The sequence below is a fragment of the Vreelandella profundi genome, from assembly GCF_019722725.1.
In the GTDB taxonomy this organism is placed as follows: Bacteria; Pseudomonadota; Gammaproteobacteria; order Pseudomonadales; family Halomonadaceae; genus Vreelandella; species Vreelandella profundi.
This window is the reverse complement of the sequence record NZ_CP077941.1, coordinates 2,080,225-2,102,319: the sequence shown is the minus strand read 5'-3', so window position 1 is coordinate 2,102,319 and position 22,095 is coordinate 2,080,225. Positions and strand designations below refer to the sequence as shown.

Genomic DNA, 22,095 nt, shown 5'->3' with positions numbered 1-22,095 from the left:
TCAATAAGGAACACACATGACAACAACTCGTTTTATCAACGCCAACGTTATCGATTCACGCAACGGTAAAGTGCTTCCTAATCATCAGGTGCGTATTAAAGATGGCCGTATCGACGCGGTAAGCGCAACGCTGCTTGAAGGCGATGACGATCAGGTGATCGATGTCAAGGGCCGCTATTTGATGCCCGGCCTGGTGGACTCCCACGTACACGTAACCGCTATCACTCCCAACTTTGCGCTCCTAGGCACGCTTTCGCCATTTTACGTCGGCGCCAAGTCCAGCGAGCTGCTTGAAGCCATGCTGATGCGCGGCTTTACCACTGTGCGTGATGCAGGTGGCGCGGATTATGGCCTCGCCAAAGCGGTAGACGAAGGAACGCTGGCCGGGCCACGCATCATGTACGCTGGGCGAGCACTCTCGCAAACCGGTGGCCACGGGGATATGCGTGGGCCTGGCCAGCAAACCTTTGAAGGCTGCTTTTGCTGTGCAGGTCTGGGCCGTGTATGTGACGGTGTCAGTGAAGTACGCCAGGCCGCACGCGATGAGATTCGCAAGGGCGCTACTCAGATTAAGATCATGGCGTCAGGTGGCGTATCTTCGCCAACGGATCGTATCGATAGCACGCAGTTCTCACTTGAAGAAATCGATGCCATTGTAGAAGAGGCGACTGCTGCTAATATTCATACCATGGCACATGCTTATACTGCGCGTGCTATTAATCGACTGCTGCCTCGTGGCGTTAAAACCATTGAGCACGGTAACCTTATGGACGAAGAGAGCTGCCGCCTGTTCCTCGAATATGATGCTTATTTGACGCCGACGCTGTGTACTTACGATGCGCTAGCGAAAGAAGGCGTGGAAGCGGGGATGGCCGAGGAACTGCAGCGAAAAGTATTTGAGGTGCTCGATGCGGGTGGCAAAGCCCTTGAAATGGCACAACGCCACGGTGTGAAGATGCTTTACGGGTCTGACCTGCTGGGCCGTATGCAGCGTCATCAGCTTAATGAGTTCCACCTTCGCAAAGCGGTGGTGCCCGCCGATGAGCTAATACGTGCGGCCACCAGCCACGCGGCTGATGCCTACGGCCATACGGGTGATTTTGGTGAAATCATTCCCGGCGCCCGTGGTGATGTGATTATTCTTAAAGATAACCCTCTGGACGATATCACTGTGCTTACTGAGCCGGATGAGCAACTGATGCTTATAATGAAAGGGGGCGTGGCGTATAAAAATACGCTTTAAGCATTAGGCTTAAACACCCAGTAGTAATTTTACCTGACTGAACCGGCGCCGGAACTCTATGTTCCGGCGTCTGCGTTCTTGGGCACTGCTAAGCTAAAAGCTGCGATAAAAACCAGCCAACGTGTAAATGCCGACTTCCATCACCATTCCTTCGTGTTATTAATAGGCATTAACGGCTATTTCGAATCTTATTTTAGTAATCTCGACTAATCACTGTTTTTCGACTGCCAAATATAAGAGGCGTTTGGATAGATATGACTTATGTGAGCCCTGTCACCCTTAACGCGCACGGTGTAAAGCTTGAGCCACTAGCGCACTATCACAAAGCTGGCCTGCGCGCCGCTGCCTCCGATGGCGAGTTGTGGAATCTGCGTGTCACAGCAGTGCCGTCGCCCGATGAAACAAGCGCCTTTATTGAAACCTCCTTGAAAGACCGTGAGGCAGGCCACCGCTTTGCTTTTGCCGTCATGGAGGAGGCCAGCGGTACCGTGCTGGGCACGACCAGCTATCACGACATCTTACCTGAGGTAAAACGGGTAGAGATTGGCCACACCTGGTATGCCAAACGCGCGCAGCGTACCCATATCAATACCACCTGCAAGCTGCTGCTGTTAACACATGCTTTCGATACGTTGGGTTGTAACATGGTTGGCTGGCGCACCGACAACTTTAACTACGCAAGCCAACGTGCCATTGAGCGCCTGGGGGCTAAAAAGGATGGCGTCATACGCGGACACAAGCTACGCCGCGATGGCACCATTCGCGACACGGTGATGTATAGCCTGCACAGGGGAGAGTGGCCAGAAGTGCAGGCACATCTCAACTATTTGTTAAGCCGGCCACGTAGCTAATCAATAGGGCTTTGGCCCGATTGCACACGTGGAGGTAGGACGCTGATCGCAGCACCCAATCGCATGTGCTAGAGGTAAAGCGAGAAGGCACGCGAATTTTGGATAGGCAGCCAAAATTTGCTTTGCTAGCAATAGAATCAATGAGGTAGATTTGATCTAGGCGGCTAGATAACCTCAATGAACGCGCCAGCACGATCATTGAGGTTATGCAGCAGGGTATATAATCACTGTTAACTGTCTAGGAAAGCTATGAGCATATTATTAGAGCAAGGTGTTATTGGGATAGTAACAGGCATATGCACAACAGTTGTTCTTTACCTTATAAAGGTAGCCTGGACTGCAAAGGTAGTTCCATTTCTCGTAGCGACAAGATATCAGGGTGTGAAAATAGATGGGCAGTGGGTTGGCTCCGGAAAAAATGAAGATCCGGAAAAAGGAGATGTCTTCGAGACTGAGTTCAGTTTGTTTCTATCACAAAATGCGCACCAACTAAGTGGATCTTTCCTTTTTAAATTTAAGAATCCACAGAAAGACTTTAATCTAGACTTCGATGTTGGCGGATATATGTGGGAAGGGTATGTAACCCTAAATTTCACTCCCAAAGACAAGCGAGTGACATCTTATGCAACTGCTTTAGTAAAGCTTCATGATGGTGGGCATACTTTAATCGGAACTTGGCTTTTCCGTGATGTAATATCTGAATTCGTTAACCAGGTTCCGCTAATTTTAGTGCGTAGCCAAAACAGTTAACAAGCCAAGCCAGCCGACCCACTTTTGTTACGGCTTTAAAAAGCAAAGCCTTCACAAAATTGGCCGGCTGCTTGGGGCGTTGTGCGGCACTGATGTGGTGTGCGTGGTTCTGTAAAGACCCAAATTGCTCATATTGGATATTTCAACACGAGATACCAACTCAACCAGTAGGAACGCAAAATGACTATTGAAACATGGGCTCTATATGTCGGTACGGTACTGCTGTTCATGTGTACACCGGGACCGAGTCATTTACTCATGCTTTCTGTCAGTGCGTCGAATGGGTTTCAAAGGTCGCTTGCCACGGCCGCAGGCGACTTAACAGCAAATGCCATTCAAATTGTCTTGGCAGGGCTTGGATTGGCAGCGGCTTTGAACGCTTCCAAATATGGGTTCTCCGTTGTCAAATGGCTCGGCGTGAGCTACCTGGTTTGGCTCGGCACTCGTCAGATTATCAAATCATTTGCAACGTATGGCACAGCCGCACCAGTCCACCGGGCATCATTGAAAGTACTATGGGCTCGTGGGTTTATCACGTCGGCTGCCAATCCAAAAGCCGTTGTATTCTTCGCCGCTCTATTTCCACAGTTTCTAAGCTCTACTCATAGTTTGTTACCGCAAATTCTCGTGCTGGGTTTTTCTTACATCGTGATCGACGGAATATTTCTCAGCGCCTACAGTAAGGGTGGAAGTTGGCTAGCAAACAAATTGAGCAACAGCGCACGGGTATGGGTTGAGAGATTTTCAGGAGCGGGCCTAATTGGCGCAGCACTCTTACTTGGTCTCAAGTCCCAACGCCAATAGACTTGAAACGATACAACTGAGGGTAGTGTCGGTGCCGCCCAACAAGTCAATGAAGTTCGTTCCGGCCTGCGGCCTCCACCGGACGTCCCTGTCGGGCCGCCGCTTATTTCAGCGTTACATGCCCAAAGCGTGCGCATTCTTTTCTAGCATTTGTGTGATTATGAAGAAGGATTTACATGACGGACTTAAATTATAATCGCGGCTCCGAATGGCGGAAGTGGGATCTTCATATACATACCCCAGCATCGTTCCACTGGAATGGTCAAAGATTTAAGACTGAACTTGACTGTCCCGAAAACATAGCTATTGTCGATGAAATGATTCGTGCAATAAATGCCGCTGAACCGGCAGTATTTGCGATTATGGATTATTGGACATTCGATGGTTGGTTTGCACTGAAGCGTCGGCTCGCACAAGCAGATGCCCCAAAGTTAGAAAAGACAGTTTTTCCTGGTATTGAATTACGTCTAATGGCTCCTATGAAAGGACGCTTGAATGCCCACGTTTTGTTTTCTGACAAAATTGATGATCAAGAATTAATGGACTTTAAGTCAGATCTTCTCATCGAATTTCCAGGCCAAAACGCAAGAAAACTGTCTAATAGAGCTTTGACCGAATACGCTCGATCAGTTCCAGCTGACAAGTTGAACCATCACTCCTTAGATAAAACCAAAATCATGGAAGATGAAAGTTACGCTCTTAGAGCAGGCTCAATAATGGCTGAGCTGAGTTGTGACAGCTATAAACAAGCGATCTCTAAAGTCAAAGACAAGAAAGCTATTGGTTTTATGCCTTTTGATACTAGTGATGGGCTCACTGAAATAGAGAGAAACGAGCACTATGCTTATGTATTAGGGTTATTTAAATCATCTCCGATTTTCGAGACCAGAAATATGAGTCTTTGGGAAGCATTTTCTGGAATAAAGACTGACCGGAACTCCGGTTGGATTGATGAATTTCAAACTGCCCTTAACAGTACCCCGAGACTGGCAGTATCTGGTAGTGATGCTCATTGCTTTATCGGAGAGCCTGGTAACAATGATAAACGAGGCTATGGAGATTATCCATCGGGAAAAACCACTTGGATTAAAGCTAATCCAACTTTCGAAGGGCTACAACAAGCAATCAAAGAGCCTGCGAAGCGTTCGTTCATTGGGGAACAGCCACCTAAGATAAAACTCTTCAATGCAAATAGAAGTTTGTTTATTGATAAATTGGAAGTTAACAAAGTTGTAGCTTCTACGCTTAATGATGAGTGGCTCAATAAAGCCGAGTTGAGTTTAAATCCTGATTTAGTAGCAATTATTGGAAATAAAGGAAGTGGTAAAAGCGCGTTGGCAGACATCACCGCCCTATTAGGGAACTCAAAACAAAATCACCATTTTTCTTTCTTAAAAGAGAATCGTTTTAGGGGGAAAACTGGTGAGCCAGCTAAGCATTTCATGGCGAAGTCCACATGGGCGGATGGTCAAGAGATGGAGAAAAATCTAAATGATAACCCTGCAATAGAAAATGTAGAACTCGTTAAATATATTCCCCAGGGTCATTTTGAAGAACTTTGTAATGCGCACGTCTCTGGGAAATCGGACGCATTTGAAAAAGAGCTTCGCGCAGTAATATTTTCTCACGCTGATGATGCTGTTCGTTTAGGCGCACTTGATTTTGATCAGTTAATCGAACAACAAGAACGTTCGTTAAGAAGTCGTCTTGATGCATTAAGAAGTGAATTACATACCGTTAATCAGCAAATATATTCTATTGAAAAGCAAATGTTGCCCGAGACTAAGCGAACAATAGAAGAGTTGCTTTCACAGAAATCTAGACTTCTAGATGAGCATGATAAGGTAAAGCCTGAAGAAGTTTTTCAGCCAAAAAGTGAATTATCAGAAGATCAGAAATCAGCATCTGATAGCCTTGCTGAGATATCGGATGAGCTAAACGAAATCAAAATTAAAAAAGAAAACAATCATGATGAGTTAACGAAGTTAGCAGCCAAGAAAAAAGCCGGCCGAAATATCCGAGAAGGTATAGATGTAGTTAATCGAACCATTCAACAATTTGTCACGTCATTTAATGATGATGCTGCATTATTAGGGCTTGATATAAAAGAGATAATTAAGCTAAAAATAAATGAGCAGAGTATTACTGATATCGATAGTGTTACGTTGGCTCGTGAAATCGAGGTTATCACGGAAAATAAAGATCTTGAAGAGCGAGAGAAATTCCTCGTATCGAAGCGAGATCCTCTAAATTCGAAATTAAATGCCCCACAACAAGTCTATCAAAATTACCTCGAAAAGCTAAAAGAATGGGAAGAAAAGAGAGCTGGTGTTTTAGGGAATAGAGATTTACCAGACACGTTGAAAGGGTTGGAGCATCGGAAGGAGCAGTTAGACAATTTGCCAGTGAGAAGAAAGAGTTTGCAAGAAGTACGGCTAGATAAATCCGCTCAAATATTTGATCTTCTTGACGAACAAAGAGTTAACAGAGAAACGTTATTTAATCCTGTTCAGAAACTTATTCAAAACAATAAGCTTATTAGAGATGAATACAAGTTGCAGTTTAAAGCCGAGCTAAGCAGCACTACAGAATTGATCGCTGATAAATTGTTTTCGCTTGTAAAACAGGCATCTGGTGAATTTAGAGGGGACTCGGAAAGTTTAGCTACCATAAAGGAGTTAACTGATAAACATGACCTAAACAACAAAAAATCATTGCTCGATTTTCTATCGGAATTGCACGATAAATTAGAGAATTCTTCGAGTGGGCAGATTGGTATTGAGTCTATGTTACGCAAAGGACGTTCTGCAAATGAAGTTTATGACTTTCTGTTTGACTTGGAATATATGAAGCCTAGGTATACTCTGATGTTTCAAGATGCTCATATAGGGCAGCTTTCTCCAGGACAGAGAGGCTCTTTGCTTTTAATTTTCTACCTTCTAGTGGATAAGGGTAATAATCCGATTATCTTAGACCAACCAGAAGAAAATCTAGATAACGAAACGATCGTAAGTTTGTTGGTGCCGGTATTAAACGAAGCAAAGCAAAAGCGACAAATTATAATGGTTACTCATAACCCTAATTTGGCTGTAGTCTGCGATGCGGAGCAGATAATCCACTGTGAAATTGACAGGAAAAATGCGCAGAAGATTTCATATACACCTGGTGCTATTGAATGCAGCCTTATTAATAGGAAAGTTGTCGATGTGCTTGAGGGAACAATGCCTGCATTTGACAACAGAAGAATGAAGTATCACTAATTGCATGTAACAAGGCACTGCACTCGGAAATTTAAATCGCTTCGCTCCCTAAATTCCGGTGAGTGCGGCGTTATGCAATCAAAAACCAGGAGGTTATTTCTTTGTCATTAGGCGCAGATGATATAAAAACGGGTGTAGCAGCTTTGGCATTATTGCTTTCTGTTTTTTCATACCTATTTACAAGAAGATCGTGGTTTGAAAGTAATCGTCCCATCATCACTGCCGAGATAAAAACGCATTCGGCTGGAAATATGGCGATTGTCTATAGCATTTTAGTGCACAATACTGGCAATCGCCCTGCTGCTGATATTCTACTTACTACAGATGAACAGAGTATCAACAAATTACTTGCTAAAACATCAACGCTGTCAGCAGAGAAGGAAATACGAAGAATATTTTCGGCTGCGGGAGAAATTGCGTTGCTTCATAGCGGCAATACCGTAAGTAATGGTTTTGGCCATACTACGGGGGACCAAGAGTCACCTTTAAATTACGGTGTTAAATTACCTATTAAAATTAGCTATAGAGCACTGAGCAGAAAAAAGTATACGACAAAGCAAAACCTCATTCTAAAAGACTCTGAATACTTTGCTGGGTCAGGTTGGAGTGAGCCAAATGCATAACAAGGCTATCCTGCCGAAAACCGGGCCGTCGCGGTTTTGTTTTACTCGCTGGCGCTCAAACAATAACACAAACCACGCCAACCCAATTTCGGCAGATAGCGGCGTTAAATGGAACTAGATAAGGGGAATCCATGAGATCCAGGAATCTGCAAACAACTCCAGTTGTGATAGTAAGCAACTACAGAATTACCCCCGACCCTGGGACAGGGAAGTTTTTGCACCAATTTACTCCAGAAACTACATCGACCGTGTACCAGTTTATTGCCAATAGAGAACCAGTTTTTACACAAGGTGAGCGGTACAATATTGGGTACGACGTCGAGAATGGATTAAACATCGTTGATGTTTCAGCATCTGCTAAAGCGGACGAAGTTGATCCTCTAGTCAGCCACAATGTAGCCCGCATCCTTGGAGAGCAACTTCGTGCCGTAGAAACAACCAAGTCTGATCAGCGGGTAGTTCATAGTGCGAATAGCGGGCACTATCTTGGGAAAAAGTACGCTTGGAGAATTTACGGTATGGCTGTAGCTAAGGGCACTTTTTATGATTACTTGGAAGAGATTGGGCATCCATCTGTGCCCTGCACCACGGAAGGTTCCGCTTCGACGGCTTATCTAGATGCAGGCATCGATACGGCGATGGATAATCTAATAAATTCCTGCTCAAGGATGGGTTCTTCGAGCAATAGATTTTCTTCTCCGTTGCTCGCCTCAAAGGGCTGGTTCACCATTAAAGGCATATCTGCAATTTCTGACAAAAAATAGGGCTGTTACTTCGTGGCAACCACATTTAACAAGTGCAGGCACGGCGACGCCCTTTCCATTGCGCCTTCGGCTCCATTCCAAGGCCGCGCGTGCTGCAAGCGTTAGGGCTGGTCGTAGTGCCCTCCAATGGCGAAAACGTATATGGATTTGTCGTCAAATCGGTATATAAGTCTGTCTTTCTGTGAGATGCGTCGTGACCATAAGCCTGATAAATTGTGTTTCAGCGGTTCAGGTTTGCCTATGCCAGTTGATGGGTCGTCGGAGCGGAGCATTTCTTTCAATAATTTGCAGAGAGCTTTGTGCAGCTTCTTGTCTTTCTCTCTCATCTTTTCATAGGCTTCCCAGGTGCTGCCCTCAAATACCAGTGATCTCATTCATCTGCTCATCATTAGGTGTGTATCCTTGGCCACGGCTGTGAGTATCGATAGAGGTCGCAATCTGCTGCATCAGGTCTCGGTTCTGAAGAACATGCAGGGTTTCCTGTTCTCTTTCCCAGTCTTCAGCACTCATAATTACGAAAGCCTCTCCGGCGCGGCGTGTCACCTTGAGAGGTTCATGTTTGTTAACAACCTGTTCTACAAGGGTTTTCAGGTTGTCTCTGAATTTGTTTACACTGATGACATCCATAATTCCACCGTTATGTACGGAAACTCCGTACAATTATATCGCAATAGCCCTAACAAGGCCAGTCACGGCGACCTCTACTACATTGCGGTTTCGCCTCCATTCCGTAGCCGCGCATGCTAGTTGGCGTTGAGGCTGTCACTGAAAGTGATGTGACGCCGCTACTGTCCAGTGTAGTAAAAATGCCTCGGCGTTTGCCAAGGCATTTTGCGTACCATCGTTTAAAACGGCGTTATCTGCCTATCCTTTCTTCTTTCCCGGCTTTTTACCACTTTCAGCTTGGCCATTCTCCTCTGAACCGCCACCCGAAAAATGCGCCCGCACCAACTCCAGCAACCCTTGAGTCGAAGCATCAAAATCAGCCGCATTGGTATCAATGCGCTCGCTGATCTCACCGGCAATACGTTTGCCTAGCTGAACACCCCACTGATCGAACGAGTTGATGTTCCAGATCACGCCTTGTACGAACACTTTGTGCTCGTAAAGCGCAATCAACGCGCCCAGATTGCGGGGCGTGAGTTCATCCAGCAGCAGCGTGCTGGAAGGGCGGTTACCGGGGCAGCTGAACGGGTCTTGCTGACTGTCACCCTGGCTGCCTTCCATAAAGGCATTGGCCTGGGCGAGCATGTTGGTTAGTAGCGCGAAGTGGTGGTCTTCCATGCCCGGCTCAGGTTTGAGCGAAGCGATAAAATCAATTGGCACATAGCGCGTGCCCTGATGCAGCAGCTGGAAGAACGCATGCTGGCCGTTTGAGCCGGTTTGCCCCCAGACAATCGGGCCGGTTTTGTAGTTGACCGGGTGGCCGAATATATCCACGGACTTACCATTTGACTCCATGTCTAACTGCTGCAAAAAGGCCGGCAGCTGGTTGAGCGCCTGGTCATAAGGCACCACGGCCTGGGTCTCGGCACCAATGAAATTGATGTACCAGATACCCATCAGTGCCATCAGCACCGGCATGTTCTGATCAAAAGGCGCCTCAATGAAATGGCGGTCCATTTCGTGGGCACCTTCGAGCAGCTCGATAAAGCCCTCAAAGCCGATGGAAAGCGCAATCGGTAGCCCAATCGACGACCACATGGAGTAACGTCCGCCGACCCAGGCCCAAAATTCAAACACGTTCTCTTCGCGAATGCCGAATTCCATGGCCGCTTTGCGGTTGGTGGAGGCCGCCACAAAGTGGGCGCCTATATCGGCATCGTCACCGGCGTTTTCCAGGAACCAGCGCCGCGCGGTTTTGGCATTGAGCAGCGTTTCCTGGGTCGAGAATGTCTTGGTCGAGACGATAAATAGCGTGGTAGCCGGGTCCAGACGCGAAAGCACTTTCTGGATATGAGTGCCGTCCACGTTAGAGACAAAGTGAAAGTGCATTTCGGGGTGGCGATATTTAAGCAGCGCGCGCACGGCCATATTAGGGCCAAGGTCCGAGCCGCCAATGCCGATATTAACCACGTCCTTGATCGGTTTGCCGCTGTAGCCTTTCCATTCGCCGCTACGGACCGTTTCTGAGAATTGCTTGATCTGCTCGCGAGTCCGCGTGATCTCCGGCATCACGTCTTCGCCATCGACATACACTGGTTCATCGCTGAGATTACGCAGCGCGGTATGCAGTACCGGGCGATTTTCGGTGACGTTAATAATGTCACCAGAGAACATCTGCGCGCGGCGTTGAACTAGCGCAGAGTGGTCTGCCAGTTCAATCAGCTTAGCGAGTACTTCATCAGAAACGTGATTTTTGGAGTAATCAAGAAACAGGCCGCCCACGCGTAAACTCATTTTCTCAAAACGCTTTGGATCATGGGCGAAGTAGTCACGAATGCGGTCGTTCGTGGTTTTGTCGCGTAGGCGATCTAGCGCCTGCCAGGTAACACTGCGAGTCAGCTGAAACATTGAGCGATCCGTTTGTTATAAGAGGCGGTTAAAAGCGGAATGGCTTATATCGACGTTATGTAAAAATACTACATAAAAAAGCGCATAAAGGGGAGCGTGTTAAAGCTTTTAAAGCGATTAACTGCGTAAAGCTACGTGTTTTTAGCGCTAGGCAGGTTTGCTCGCCTGCCTAGCCTCTATTGTTTCAGAGCGTTTAGCTGGCGACAGCGACCTGGGCAGCGCCGCGTTTGATAAACGCATAGCTTAAACCTGTCACCAGCGAGCCCGCCACAATGGCGCCAAGGTAAAGAAGCGCAGGGGTGATGGCATTGGGAATGAGCAGTACAAAGATACCGCCGTGAGGCGCCATTAACTTTGCGCCCACGAGCATCGAAAGGGCACCAGTTAACGCGCCTCCTGCAATACAGGCAGGGATGACCCGCAGCGGATCTTTCGCGGCAAACGGAATCGCCCCCTCACTGATAAAACAGAGGCCAAGCACGAATGATGCTTTGCCCGCTTCGCGCTCCGGTGCAGAAAACTTGTTACGTGCCACAAAACTGGCAATACCCATACCAATGGCCGGTACCATACCCGCCGCCATAATCGCCGCCATTGGGCCGTAAGTTTCGGAGGCAAGCAAACCCACGCCAAAGGTGTAGGCGGCTTTGTTAACCGGACCGCCCAGGTCGAAGCACATCATCGCGCCCAGCAGAATGCCCAGCAGTACGGCATTGGTGGAGCCCATGGATTCCAGGAAACTGGTCAGAGCACTCAGCAGCGCCGCAACCGGTTCGCCAATCACGTAGATCATGGTCAGGCCAGTGACCAAGCTGGCCACTAGCGGAATAATCAGAATCGGCTTCAGGGATTCAACGCTGGAGGGCAGTTTCACGTAGCGAGTAACCGCCAGCGCCACATAGCCCGCCAGGAAGCCTGCCAAAATACCGCCGATAAAGCCGGAGCCAATATTGGCCGCCAGCATGCCGCCAATCATACCCGGGGCGATGCCGGGGCGGTCGGCGATGGAGTAGGCGATATAGCCTGCCAGAACGGGAATCATCAGTGCAAAGGCGGTACCGCCACCGATCTGCATGAGCGCTGCGGCCAGCGTGCCTTCCTGCTCAAAGGCCTCAATGCCAAATACAAAGGAGAGCGCAATCAGCAGGCCGCCTGCCACCACCATCGGCAGCATAAAGGAAACGCCGGTGAGCAGGTGCTTGTAAACGCCTTTCTCTTTGACGCTCTTATTGGCTGTGCCCGCACTGTTGCTGCCACTCTCTATAGCAGCCTCGCTGAGGGCGGCTTCAAGGGTGGGGCGCGGCTTTTTGAGCGCGTTGCCTGTCGACGTGCGGTAGATACGCTTGCCTGCAAACCGCGACGGATCAACGTCGATATCGCAGGCCAGTACGACGATGTCTGCCTGAGCGATTTCGTCTTCGGTTAAGCGATCCTGGGCGCCTACCGAGCCTTGGGTTTCAACGCGAATGGCGTGGCCCATAGCTTTGCCCGCCTCAGCCAGCGCTTCAGCGGCCATAAAGGTATGCGCTACGCCGGTCGGGCAGGCGGTGACGGCAACGATTTTCTTACCACCGTCGCTACTTCTAGCGGCGGATGCGCTAGACGCTGCGGGCGCGCTATAAATAGGCGCTTCCCGCTTCGCTTGAGCAAGAAAGCCGCCAGGGTCAGGCAGAGTACTCGCAATCGGTGCCTGAAATAGACGCTTGCCCTCGAACCGCTCTGGCGCGGGCACGTGATCGGCGGCCACCACAATTAAATCAGCGTTAGCGATCTGCTCTGCGCTAGCAGCGTGCAGGGGGGCTACTTCGCCGTGCATTTCCACATGAGCCGACCAGCCTTGGCGCTGGGCAGCCTGTTCCAGGCGTTTGGCCGCGAGGAAGGTCGTCGCCATGCCGCTGGGGCAGGCGGTAATCAAAATGACATTCATAGCGTGGCTCCCTCAGTGACGGCGTCATCAAGACGCTGTATCCGGGTATGTTGTTGGAGTGAGTCGAAATCAGCCGCGTAGGGGTCGCCCACGCCTACGTGGCGCACGGCTTCAGCAGAAAGCGCGGTAGCGAAGCGCAGTGTTTGTTCAGCGTCATGCTGGTTAAGCAGGCCATGCAGCATGCCAGCTACCAACGTATCGCCGGCACACACCGTATTGGTGGCGGTGACGCTGGGTGGCGTCGCGTGCCAGCTACCTTGAGCGTTGACCCACAGCACGCCTTCGCTGCCCGCCGAAATAAGCGCGTGGGCGATACCACTTTCGTGCAGTCGCCGGGCGGCACCCAAGCGTGCCTGGATATCATCAAGGGGTTCACCGACCCATTCAGCGAGCTCTGTTTCATTCGGTTTGACGCCTGCGGGGCCTGACGCAATCGCTGTATTTAAGGCGGGCCCGCTGGTATCAACCCAAAGCGGAACGCCGCTGGCGTTTAGGTGGTCCAGCAGCTGGCTGAAATCGTCCAGTGAACACCCAGGGGGCAGGCTGCCCGCCATCACGACCGCGTGTGGCGGCGTGGCGCTGATAAGCTCAGCATCCACCGCTTTGATCAGCGTGTTCAGGTGAGCGGCATCAATCGGCATGCCGGGGCCGTTAATGTCGGTGACGCGGCCGCTGTGTTCGGCCAGCTTGGCATTAATGCGAGTGCTGCCCGGAACGCGCACAAAGGCATCGACCAGTCCCGTCTGCTGAAAAGCGAGCGTAAAGGGGGCATCGTTCTCGCGGCCTAAAAAGCCGCTCACCGTTACCTGATGGCCAAGCCCAGCCAGCACTCGGGCGACGTTGACGCCTTTTCCTGCCGCTTCTAACTGCGCACTGGTGGGGCGATTCACGCTGCCCAGTACTAAGGCGTCAAGGTTAAACGCCAAATCCAGCGCCGGGTTCAGGGTGATACACAGCACGCGGGCCATTAACGGGCCTCCAGGGCGTCGCGCACCTCATCACTGGTTGCTTTGCTCAGCGCAAGCTGAGCACTGGCCTGGGCATCGGCAAGATCAAACTCACGCAGGCGCGCCTTCACTAAGGGGATCTGCCGCGCACTGACCGAAAGCTCGTCCACGCCCAGGCCGACCAAGACTGGAATAGCCGCGGCATCGGAGGCCAGCTCACCGCATACGCCCACCCATTTGCCCTGGGCATGCGCGGCCGCCACGGTCATTTGGATCAGGCGCAGCACCGCCGGATGCAGGCCATCGGCCTGTGCTGAGAGTTCTGGATGGCTACGGTCAATCGCCAGGGTGTACTGGGTTAAGTCGTTGGTGCCCACCGAGAAGAAGTCCACCTCGGCGGCCAGGCTGGGCGCCAAAAGCGCACTGGAGGGCACTTCAATCATCACCCCCAGCTGCACGTCGGTTGCGCGCTGGGCGGCGGGAATATCTTGCAGTAGTCGATCGTAGATGACTTTAACGGCGCGGAACTCGGCAATGTCTTTGATCATTGGCAGCATGATGCGCAGCGGATGATTTTTATCTTTCAAACCCGCCGCAGGCGCTGCTGCCATGAGTAACGCACGTAGCTGGGTTTCGAGTACCTCGGGCTGGGTGAGCGCTAAACGAATACCGCGAAGACCCAGGAACGGGTTGTCCTCTTGGGGCACCGGCCAGTAGGGCAGGGGCTTGTCGCCACCCACATCCAAAGTGCGCGCCACCAGCGGGCGCTCGCCCAGCGCTTCCACGGCCTGGCGATACTCGCCAATTTGCGTCGCTAAATCGGGTGCGCTGGCGTGGGCCATAAACAGAAATTCAGTACGCAGCAGGCCAACGCCTTCGGCGCCGCGCTCTACTGCATCGGCGGCATGGGCGGTATTGCCAAGGTTCGCGGCAACTTCGACACGGTGACCATCCCGGGTTTGGCCAAGGTCAAAGCGGGTTTCCCAGGCATCGGCTTCGCGCTGCTGATGGTCAAGCAGCTGTTGCTCGGCGCGCTGTAAACGCTCCTCAGATGGCTGTGAGGTTACCCGGCCACGCTCGCCGTCCAGGATCATCATGCTGGCGTTGTTAAGTGCCATTACCGCTTGCCCAGCACCGACCACCGCTGGAATGCCCAGCGCGCGTGCCAAAATAGCGCTGTGCGCCGTAGCGCCGCCACGCACGGTCAGCAGACCACGCACGCGGGAAGTGTCTAGGCGAGCGACATCGGACGGGCCAATATCGTCCATTACTAGAATATAAGGATGGTCCGGGGCTTCGGGAAGTTGCACATCGCAGAGCACACTGAGTACCCGACGACCAACGTCGCGTAGATCAGCAGCACGCTCGGCAAGCAGACGATCAGCTAGCATTTCCTGCGCGTGGGCAGCGGTTTCAATCGCCTCCCACCAGCCAGCTTCCGCGGAGCGGCCTTCACGAATGGCATCCGTCGCTGCGTGATGAAGTTCGGGGTCGTCGAGCATCTCTTCGTGCATTGAGAGAATATCCGCTACCTCGCCCCCCTGGGCATTTTTCACCAGTGCCTGTAGCTGCGCTGCGCCTTCTTGAATGGCGCTGTTTAACCGAGTGATCTGCTGCTCGGTGTCGTTCGCATGCTGAGGGTAATCAAACTGCAGCGGGCGGATAACAAACACAGGTGCGATGGCTAAGCCGGGCGAGGCCGCCACGCCTGCATGGGGAGTGTCTGCACTCAACGGGGTCACTTTTGCTTCTGCCACCTTGGGCATTTGAGCGCTATCGCGGCCATCTTCAAAGGGCGTCACTTTTTCACCCAGACCTGCTTCAACCGTCTCGGCTACCTGTTCAAGCGCCTGCTGCGCGCTATCGCCTTCGGCAGACAGAACTAGCCACTGACCGCGCCGCGCCCCTAGGCCAATTACTTTTGTCAGGCTCGCTGCAGAAACCGGTGTAGCGCTGCCTTCTTCCAAGCGCACATTGATCGGCATGGACTGAGCGCGCGCTACCTGCACCAACTGCTTCGCGGGGCGGGCGTGTAAGCCGTGAGGATTAAGCACCCGTACGCGACGGGTGTGTGTGCTGGCGGTTTCTCCGGCTAGCAGTGCCAGCAACTGATCACTATTACGGGTGAGCAGAGTGTCGCTGGCGCCGCTGTCGACGAGCGCAATCAATTGCTCTAGCAGTGGGCGGTGGGCATCGCCATGTGCCGCTAAACAGAACAGGGCATGCACGGGGTGACCCGCACTTTCCAGGGTGTGTTCAGCCGGTGTGGCGACGCCTAGCGCGGGTTGGTTAACGCCGTGTGAACTGCTCGACAGCCATAAGCCCTTGCCTAGCCAAGTAGGCTGAGCGTTCGCGACGGCGGTGATAAAGGTGTTATCAACACAGCCGCTTTGGCGCAAACGAGCCGCGGCAGCCAGGGCTAGTTCTTGTGGGTCGCGAGCGGGAAAATTGACACATAAGGTGTCGGCGTCCAGGCGCGGTTCAAGCGCTGGCTTTGAAAGCAATCTCGCGATATCCGCAGCCGAGGTGGCGCTGGCAAGCTGGTCGGCCACGCCTTCGCGGTCGAGTACGTGGGTTAGCTGCCGCAGAATATCCAGATGCTCGTCATTTTGTGCCGCGATAGCGACCAGCACATGCACGTTTTGACCATCGTGCCACTCAATGCCCTGGGGAAACTGCAGCACGCGAATGCCGGTGCGCTTTACGTGCTGGCGGCTTTCTGGCGTGCCGTGGGGTATCGCAATCGCATTGCCTAAAAACGTTGATGACTGCGCCTCACGGGCATGCAGGCCGTCGCGGTACTCAGCCTCAACGAATCCAGCGTCTACCAGCGCTTCAGCGGCGTTGTCCAAGGCGGTTTTCCAGCTATCCGCGTGGCGGCCTAGCAAGATGTCATCGGGGCCGAGTGTCAACATAGTATTCTCCTGTAAACGTGCTCTGGCTGCCTCTGAAGACTGCAGGCTAACTGCCTATGCGGCGCAAAGACGTGTACATAAACTGATCGTTATAGTGGCATGTCGCCTAGCTGGATGAATCGTGTCATGCCTGTCGTTTCATCGAAGTATAGTGCTATGCTGAATCGATTCACTTAATGACACAAGGTTTGATCTTTTAGACTTTGGTCTTGCATGCGCTAACTTGCTGATAAACTGCCCGGTCAAGCCAAGGGGAACCCTCATGACACTCGCCGATATTGCCCGATTAGCCGGCGTTTCACGCACTACCGCAAGCTATGTGATGAATGGCCAGGCTGAGCAGCGACGCATTAGTAAAGCCACGATTGAAAAAGTAATGGCAGTGGTGCGTCATCATCGTTACCACATTGATCCGCAGGCGGCAGCGCTACGCCGAGGCGCAAGCCGTTTGTTGGGGCTTATCGTGCCGGATTTGGAGAACATCAGTTATGCCCGCCTCGCCAAGCGCTTAGAGCGTGGCGCACGGGAGAAGGGCTATCAGCTGTTGATCGTCAGTTCGGATGATTGCGCTGAGAGCGAGCGCACTTTGGCACTGTCATTGCGTGCTCAGCGCTGTGAGGTATTGATAACCGCTAGCTGCTTGCCAAGTGATGACACCTTTTACGCCGACCTGGTAGGCGAGGGCTGGTGTGTTGTGGGTATGGACCGTGGCTTAAACCCAGCGCTGTTTGCCAGCGTTGTGAGCAACGATCAGGAAGCAGCGACGTTGTTGACTCGCTCAGTGATCAGCGAAGCAACCAAGCGCGTGGCGTGGTTTGACGCGATGGCGGATTTATCCATCAGCAGTGAGCGACGTTCAGGGTTTCAGAGTGCTCTGGCGGGCACCGGCATTGAGCCGATTGTGCTGAGTGGTGAGCATTACGAGCGCAGCGAAGGCGCTCGCTTAGCCACGCAGCTGCTGGATCAGCATGGCAATGTGGATGCGCTGGTGACGGCTTCCTATGCTTTGCTGGAGGGAGTATTTGATGTGTTCTTGGAGCGCGGAGGGTTACCGGTAGATATTCGCTTGGCTACTTTTGGCGATCACCGGCTGCTGGATTTTCTCCCTCAGCCGGTTAACTCTGCGCTGCAGGACTACGACCGCATTGCCGAGTTAACCCTTGCCTGTGCGCTATCGGCGGCTAGCGGCCATTATCTCAGCGGGCGGCAAGTGGTGGCGCGTCACCTGCGCACCCGCTCCGTTTAGTGCTTCGCTACGCTTAGTGCTTAGAGGGTTCTCGCTTGCGCCCAGGCGTTAGCATCTGGAATCGACAAATCGTAGCTTTCGTTTAAGTAGGGCGAGGAAAGCAGAAAGTCAGCGGTGGCTGCGTTGCAGGCGACCGGTACATTCCATAACGCCGCTAAACGCAGCAGTGCTTTTACATCCGGGTCGTGTGGCTGCGGCGAGAAGGGATCCCAAAAAAAAATCAGTATATCTAGGCGCTGTTCTGCAATGCGCGCACCAATCTGCTGGTCACCGCCCAGCGGCCCGCTCATGAGTCCTTCTACGCTTAGCCCTAAGGCTGTCTTTAAACGCTCGGCAGTGGTGCCGGTGCCCAGAAGTGTGTGCTGGCTAAGCGTGTCTTTCCAGCGCGTCGCCCATTCGAGCATTTCACTTTTCTTACCATCGTGGGCAATTAGGGCAATCCGTTTACGTACTTGCAGTGTGCGAATAGTTTGGCGGGGCGGCTGCGCATCGCTCATGGCATCACTCTCTTTGGGTTTTTTTAGTATTGGACTACAGTGGTGTTTATATAGTAATTTTACTACATATTGTATTTTTATAGGCCTTTTGAGGCAGGTAAGCAGCAGTTAAAAGCTTTTTTGAGGCTTAAATACGTATTTTTAGTAATTTTTTTACAGGAAGCCTTACTCTCCACCACTGATTTATTGAGGAGCTATCATGACAATAAGAGTTGCGATTAATGGATTTGGCCGTATCGGCCGCAATGTACTGCGCGCCCTTTACGAAAATAGCTACCGCGATCGCATTCAGGTCGTCGCCATTAATGATCTTGGCGATCCGTCGCTAAATTCACACCTGCTGCGTCACGATACCGTTCATGGCCACTTTCCTTTTAAGGTAGAGCATGATGCCGATAGCATCACTGTCGATGGTGATCGTATCGCGATCTCCTCTGAGCGTGACCCGGCGAATTTGCCTTGGGAAGCCATGAAAATTGATTTGGTCATGGAGTGTACGGGGTTATTTACCAAGCGTGAGGCCGCAGCAAAGCACATTACTGCCGGTGCTAAGCGCGTGTTGATCTCTGCGCCTAGCCCTGATGCAGACGCCACAATTGTGTATGGCGTTAATGACCATGTATTAACCGCTGATCATAAAGTGGTCTCAAATGCTTCCTGCACGACTAACTGCCTGGCACCGGTAGCGAAAGCATTGAACAATGCCGTGGGGATTGAGAATGGCTTGATGACCACGGTTCATGCCTACACTAATGATCAGAATTTGTCGGATGTGTATCATAGCGACCCATACCGGGCTCGTAGCGCTACGCATTCAATGATACCCACCAAAACCGGTGCGGCCGCGGCGGTAGGACTGGTGTTGCCAGAACTGGCAGGTAAATTGGATGGTCTAGCGGTGCGCGTACCGGTTATCAACGTTTCGCTGGTGGATCTTACGTTCACCGCGAGCCGCGATACGACTAAGGAAGAGATCAACGCCATTGTTGAGAAAGCCGCCGCTAACTCGCCGGTATTGGCCGTGAACGCTGAGCCGCTGGTCTCTATCGATTTCAACCATGATGCCAACTCCTCGACCTTTGATGCCAATCACACTCGCGTGAATGGTCGCTTGGTCAAAGTAATGGCGTGGTATGACAACGAGTGGGGCTTTTCAAACCGCATGCTAGATACCACGCTTGCGATGCAGGCAACGGCCTAATCGTTATTGTTAGACTTTTAATGCTGACGTATTACCCCTCAATACTGCCCTGAGAATCTGCTCAGGGCTTTTTTTACATTTTTTTAAACATCACTGCATCCAAAAGAGAGTCTCGCGGGTATTCCCTATACAGCCGCTATTTAAGGCGGTTGATAATAACTCTTTTAGGAGACTGAAATGACCATTCAAAACCTGACGCGTACCACACTGGCCGCAGCCCTGATTGCATCCTTCAGTCAAGCCGCTTTGGCTGAAACGCCAGCGGACGTACAAGTCCCAGACGGCAACACCGTAGCACTTGAAACCGTTGGCGTTGGCGCTATCACCTATATGTGTGAAACCAATGACTCTGGCGACATGGCTTGGGTTTTCAAAGGCCCGCATGCTGCACTCAATGACACTGACGGCACTCAAGTAGGTAGCTATTACGGTCCCCCAGCAACGTGGGAAGCGCTGGATGGTTCTAAAATCACCGGTACTCAGCTAGCAACCGCTGCCAACGGTGACGGCAACATTCCTCTTCAGTTAGTAGAAGCCAACCCAGCTGAAGGCGAAGGCGCGATGATGGACGTTAGCTACATTCAGCGCTTAAACACCGAAGGCGGTGTTGCACCTGACGTCACTTGTGATGCAGATCACGACGGCGCAACTGCAGTAGTTACTTATCAAGCCGACTACATCTTCTGGACTGCTAACTAAGTTTAGAAAAGCTAGAGTTCAGTAAAGCTAAGGGGTCGTATCGCGGCCCCTTAGCCGCTATGCTGTCTGGACGTGCGACGAGTGGGATCGACGCGTCATCAGGGAGCGAAGGTGTGTCCGATATAGCTAATGAATTTGATCATGATGCCGTATTAATTAAGTGTGCCCGCGGCGATCATGACGCTTTGCATCAACTCTATGCTCATGAAGGTGCAAGGCTTTTAGGCGTAGTTTTTAGAATAGTCAAAGATCGTGGCATGGCAGAAGATATTGTTCACGATGCCTGTCTTAATATTTGGCAACGCGCCGGCAGTTATGATCCTGATAAAGGATCCGCGCGAGCATGGATATTTAGCGTAGCGCGTCACCTGGCATTAAATGCTATCCGCTATCGTGACCGTGAAATTACCTTTGATAGCAACGATCCGACCGAATTAGCCCACGATGAGCATTTCCAACTCGCCTCTGTTGCAGAAGAAGCCTTTGATTGGCAGACCGGTCAACAAATGGATCGCTGTTTAGAACAACTTGAGCCGGAGCGACGTAACTGCGTACTCCATGCCTATGTAGATGGCCTCAGTCACGCAGAAATTTCCGCCCACACGGGTGCGCCGCTCGGTACCGTGAAAGCTTGGATTAAGCGCAGTTTGCTGCGTCTACGGGAGTGTATGGCATGACCCGCCCCAGTCAATATGAACACGAAGACGACTATGCCTTGGCGGGTGAATACGTGCTGGGCACGCTGTCGTTAGCGCAACGTCAGGCATTTGAAGCACGGCTGCCTAATGAGCCTGAATTGCAAAAAGCCGTTATGGCATGGGAAGAGCGTTTCTTACCCTATACCGCTATTACAACGCCAGTAGAGCCTTCTGACTATTTATGGCCGCGCATTGAGCGCAGCCTGACGGCATCAAAAAAACCGTCAGTCGCTGCTCGCCCACTGGCTTCTTCGCCACGACGTCCTTTTTTGCGCAGCCTGCCGCTTTGGCGCGGCGCAGCAGGCCTTGGGTTGGCAGCGGCACTGGTTATGGGTGTGCTGCTGACAAACCAAGTAAATTCGCCAACGACCCCCGAGTACATGGTGGTGCTGTTAGCCCCGCAAACTCAGTCGGCTGGTTGGGTAGTGCAGGCGTCATCACGCCAGGAAATAGAGCTAATCCCTCTTGGTACCTTTACAGTACCTGAAGGCAAAGCGCTACAGTTCTGGACCAAAGCCGATGAATGGCAAGCGCCTGTTTCGCTTGGTTTAGTTGAACCCGGTAAGCCGATTCGGCTACGCCTGGATGAGCTGCCACCGCTGCAAGATAACCAGCTATTTGAGCTAACGCTTGAAGATGAGGCGGGTTCATCAAGCGGGCTTCCAAGCGGGCCTATCGAATTTATCGGCCGCTCGGTCGAGATTTAATCTGTATCTAGTCGCCTGTTAAAAGAACGTTAATCCGATTTTTAACAGGCGCATGATAGCTGCCAGTTTCCTTGTCTGGCCTTCGCTCATTACGTTAATCAGAGGCTCCCCGTCTTTTCTACGTGATTTTGGGCGCTCTTTTGCCCCATGTTTCTCCTCTAATCTCTCTTCTAAACTCTCTTCTAACTTCTCCTCTGCATTCTCCCCAGGCTTTCCGCGCCATGTGCTGTAAGCGCGTTTGCGCATCCAAATTTTAGCGACGCAAAGGCATATTTTTACGTATTTTTAACGGCGAATGCCGTAATCAGCATCGAATTTTTACGCGCTTACTCAATAAGCTTGAGGTGCCAATCAAAGGAGGCACGTCAATGAATATCGTATTGCTGATTATCGCCATGGCAACGGCTGGGTATCTGTTTTATGCCCTGCTTTGCCCCGAACGTTTTTAG

At 51.4% G+C, this 22,095-nt stretch carries 20 protein-coding genes; 13 read left to right on the top strand and 7 right to left on the bottom strand.

What is annotated here, in order from left to right; genetic code table 11:
* Nucleotides 1-16: 16 nt before the first annotated feature.
* The 7 genes from KUO20_RS09650 to KUO20_RS09620 all read left to right on the top strand — a co-directional run bounded on the left by KUO20_RS09650 (nt 17) and on the right by KUO20_RS09620 (nt 8,295).
* Nucleotides 17-1,243 carry a metal-dependent hydrolase family protein gene (locus KUO20_RS09650; protein WP_235039670.1) on the top strand — a complete coding sequence of 409 codons (1,227 nt, stop codon included), beginning with the start codon at nt 17-19 and terminating at the stop codon, nt 1,241-1,243.
* A gap of 254 nt (nt 1,244-1,497) precedes the next feature.
* The gene (locus KUO20_RS09645; protein WP_235039669.1) at nt 1,498-2,094 is read left to right on the top strand and encodes a GNAT family N-acetyltransferase; all 597 of its coding nucleotides are present in this window, start codon (nt 1,498-1,500) and stop codon (nt 2,092-2,094) included.
* 249 nt (nt 2,095-2,343) lie between these two features.
* Nucleotides 2,344-2,844, top strand: a complete 501-nt coding sequence (locus tag KUO20_RS09640; RefSeq protein WP_235039668.1) for a hypothetical protein — start codon at nt 2,344-2,346, stop codon at nt 2,842-2,844.
* A gap of 180 nt (nt 2,845-3,024) precedes the next feature.
* A complete protein-coding gene (locus KUO20_RS09635) occupies nt 3,025-3,648 on the top strand; it encodes a LysE family translocator (protein WP_235039667.1) in 624 nt (207 codons plus the stop codon).
* Nucleotides 3,649-3,824: 176 nt separating this feature from the next.
* A complete protein-coding gene (locus KUO20_RS09630) occupies nt 3,825-6,908 on the top strand; it encodes a TrlF family AAA-like ATPase (RefSeq protein WP_235039666.1) in 3,084 nt (1,027 codons plus the stop codon).
* Between the two features lie 101 nt (nt 6,909-7,009).
* Nucleotides 7,010-7,531, top strand: a complete 522-nt coding sequence (locus KUO20_RS09625) for a hypothetical protein (RefSeq protein ID WP_235039665.1) — start codon at nt 7,010-7,012, stop codon at nt 7,529-7,531.
* A gap of 131 nt (nt 7,532-7,662) precedes the next feature.
* A complete protein-coding gene (locus KUO20_RS09620; RefSeq protein ID WP_235039664.1) occupies nt 7,663-8,295 on the top strand; it encodes a hypothetical protein in 633 nt (210 codons plus the stop codon).
* 101 nt (nt 8,296-8,396) lie between these two features.
* On the opposite strand, the gene KUO20_RS09615 is transcribed toward KUO20_RS09620, so the two are convergent.
* From KUO20_RS09615 to ptsP, 6 genes are all read right to left on the bottom strand, one after another.
* Nucleotides 8,397-8,621, bottom strand: coding sequence for a Txe/YoeB family addiction module toxin (locus KUO20_RS09615; protein WP_235042458.1), 225 nt, complete (start codon nt 8,619-8,621; stop codon nt 8,397-8,399).
* A gap of 28 nt (nt 8,622-8,649) precedes the next feature.
* Complete coding sequence (locus tag KUO20_RS09610; RefSeq protein WP_235039663.1) at nt 8,650-8,922, bottom strand: type II toxin-antitoxin system Phd/YefM family antitoxin; 273 nt, start codon at nt 8,920-8,922, stop codon at nt 8,650-8,652.
* Nucleotides 8,923-9,159: 237 nt separating this feature from the next.
* The gene (gene pgi / locus KUO20_RS09605; RefSeq protein ID WP_235039662.1) at nt 9,160-10,809 is read right to left on the bottom strand and encodes a glucose-6-phosphate isomerase; all 1,650 of its coding nucleotides are present in this window, start codon (nt 10,807-10,809) and stop codon (nt 9,160-9,162) included.
* A 193-nt stretch (nt 10,810-11,002) separates the two neighbouring features.
* Nucleotides 11,003-12,736, bottom strand: coding sequence for a PTS fructose-like transporter subunit IIB (locus KUO20_RS09600; RefSeq protein ID WP_235039661.1), 1,734 nt, complete (start codon nt 12,734-12,736; stop codon nt 11,003-11,005).
* Nucleotides 12,733-13,704, bottom strand: coding sequence for a 1-phosphofructokinase (pfkB, locus tag KUO20_RS09595; protein ID WP_235039660.1), 972 nt, complete (start codon nt 13,702-13,704; stop codon nt 12,733-12,735). The genes KUO20_RS09600 and pfkB overlap by 4 nt, the downstream gene beginning before the upstream one ends.
* Nucleotides 13,704-16,598 carry a phosphoenolpyruvate--protein phosphotransferase gene (gene ptsP / locus KUO20_RS09590; RefSeq protein WP_235039659.1) on the bottom strand — a complete coding sequence of 965 codons (2,895 nt, stop codon included), beginning with the start codon at nt 16,596-16,598 and terminating at the stop codon, nt 13,704-13,706. The genes pfkB and ptsP overlap by 1 nt, the downstream gene beginning before the upstream one ends.
* A 262-nt stretch (nt 16,599-16,860) precedes the next feature.
* Here ptsP and cra point away from each other — a divergent pair, with 262 nt between their 5' ends.
* A complete protein-coding gene (cra, locus tag KUO20_RS09585; protein ID WP_235039658.1) occupies nt 16,861-17,844 on the top strand; it encodes a catabolite repressor/activator in 984 nt (327 codons plus the stop codon).
* 20 nt (nt 17,845-17,864) lie between these two features.
* On the opposite strand, the gene KUO20_RS09580 is transcribed toward cra, so the two are convergent.
* A complete protein-coding gene (locus KUO20_RS09580) occupies nt 17,865-18,341 on the bottom strand; it encodes a methylglyoxal synthase (protein WP_235039657.1) in 477 nt (158 codons plus the stop codon).
* 199 nt (nt 18,342-18,540) lie between these two features.
* Here KUO20_RS09580 and gap point away from each other — a divergent pair, with 199 nt between their 5' ends.
* From gap to kdpF, 5 genes are all read left to right on the top strand, one after another.
* Nucleotides 18,541-19,542 (top strand): type I glyceraldehyde-3-phosphate dehydrogenase, encoded by a 1,002-nt coding sequence (gene gap, locus KUO20_RS09575; RefSeq protein ID WP_235039656.1) that lies wholly within the window; start codon nt 18,541-18,543, stop codon nt 19,540-19,542.
* A gap of 177 nt (nt 19,543-19,719) precedes the next feature.
* Nucleotides 19,720-20,241 (top strand): DUF3455 domain-containing protein, encoded by a 522-nt coding sequence (locus KUO20_RS09570; protein WP_235039655.1) that lies wholly within the window; start codon nt 19,720-19,722, stop codon nt 20,239-20,241.
* Between the two features lie 113 nt (nt 20,242-20,354).
* Entirely contained in the window at nt 20,355-20,918 is a 564-nt protein-coding gene (locus KUO20_RS09565) for a sigma-70 family RNA polymerase sigma factor (protein ID WP_235039654.1), read from the top strand.
* On the top strand, nt 20,915-21,646 hold the full coding sequence (locus tag KUO20_RS09560) for an anti-sigma factor (RefSeq protein ID WP_235039653.1): 732 nt from the start codon (nt 20,915-20,917) through the stop codon (nt 21,644-21,646). The genes KUO20_RS09565 and KUO20_RS09560 overlap by 4 nt, the downstream gene beginning before the upstream one ends.
* Nucleotides 21,647-22,014: 368 nt before the next feature.
* Nucleotides 22,015-22,095, top strand: coding sequence for a K(+)-transporting ATPase subunit F (gene kdpF / locus KUO20_RS16835; RefSeq protein WP_422823141.1), 81 nt, complete (start codon nt 22,015-22,017; stop codon nt 22,093-22,095).

What these genes read in the sequence shown, in the direction of transcription:
- KUO20_RS09650 (WP_235039670.1), top strand. Translation starts at nt 17, where the DNA reads ATGACAACAACTCGTTTTATCAACGCCAACGTTATCGATTCACGCAAC.
- KUO20_RS09615 (WP_235042458.1), bottom strand. Translation starts at nt 8,621, where the DNA reads ATGAGAGAGAAAGACAAGAAGCTGCACAAAGCTCTCTGCAAATTATTG.
- KUO20_RS09645 (WP_235039669.1), top strand. Translation starts at nt 1,498, where the DNA reads ATGACTTATGTGAGCCCTGTCACCCTTAACGCGCACGGTGTAAAGCTT.
- KUO20_RS09610 (WP_235039663.1), bottom strand. Translation starts at nt 8,922, where the DNA reads ATGGATGTCATCAGTGTAAACAAATTCAGAGACAACCTGAAAACCCTT.
- KUO20_RS09635 (WP_235039667.1), top strand. Translation starts at nt 3,025, where the DNA reads ATGACTATTGAAACATGGGCTCTATATGTCGGTACGGTACTGCTGTTC.
- KUO20_RS09570 (WP_235039655.1), top strand. Translation starts at nt 19,720, where the DNA reads ATGACCATTCAAAACCTGACGCGTACCACACTGGCCGCAGCCCTGATT.
- ptsP (WP_235039659.1), bottom strand. Translation starts at nt 16,598, where the DNA reads ATGTTGACACTCGGCCCCGATGACATCTTGCTAGGCCGCCACGCGGAT.
- pgi (WP_235039662.1), bottom strand. Translation starts at nt 10,809, where the DNA reads ATGTTTCAGCTGACTCGCAGTGTTACCTGGCAGGCGCTAGATCGCCTA.
- cra (WP_235039658.1), top strand. Translation starts at nt 16,861, where the DNA reads ATGACACTCGCCGATATTGCCCGATTAGCCGGCGTTTCACGCACTACC.
- KUO20_RS09600 (WP_235039661.1), bottom strand. Translation starts at nt 12,736, where the DNA reads ATGAATGTCATTTTGATTACCGCCTGCCCCAGCGGCATGGCGACGACC.
- KUO20_RS09560 (WP_235039653.1), top strand. Translation starts at nt 20,915, where the DNA reads ATGACCCGCCCCAGTCAATATGAACACGAAGACGACTATGCCTTGGCG.
- kdpF (WP_422823141.1), top strand. Translation starts at nt 22,015, where the DNA reads ATGAATATCGTATTGCTGATTATCGCCATGGCAACGGCTGGGTATCTG.
- gap (WP_235039656.1), top strand. Translation starts at nt 18,541, where the DNA reads ATGACAATAAGAGTTGCGATTAATGGATTTGGCCGTATCGGCCGCAAT.
- KUO20_RS09620 (WP_235039664.1), top strand. Translation starts at nt 7,663, where the DNA reads ATGAGATCCAGGAATCTGCAAACAACTCCAGTTGTGATAGTAAGCAAC.
- KUO20_RS09640 (WP_235039668.1), top strand. Translation starts at nt 2,344, where the DNA reads ATGAGCATATTATTAGAGCAAGGTGTTATTGGGATAGTAACAGGCATA.
- KUO20_RS09630 (WP_235039666.1), top strand. Translation starts at nt 3,825, where the DNA reads ATGACGGACTTAAATTATAATCGCGGCTCCGAATGGCGGAAGTGGGAT.
- KUO20_RS09580 (WP_235039657.1), bottom strand. Translation starts at nt 18,341, where the DNA reads ATGAGCGATGCGCAGCCGCCCCGCCAAACTATTCGCACACTGCAAGTA.
- pfkB (WP_235039660.1), bottom strand. Translation starts at nt 13,704, where the DNA reads ATGGCCCGCGTGCTGTGTATCACCCTGAACCCGGCGCTGGATTTGGCG.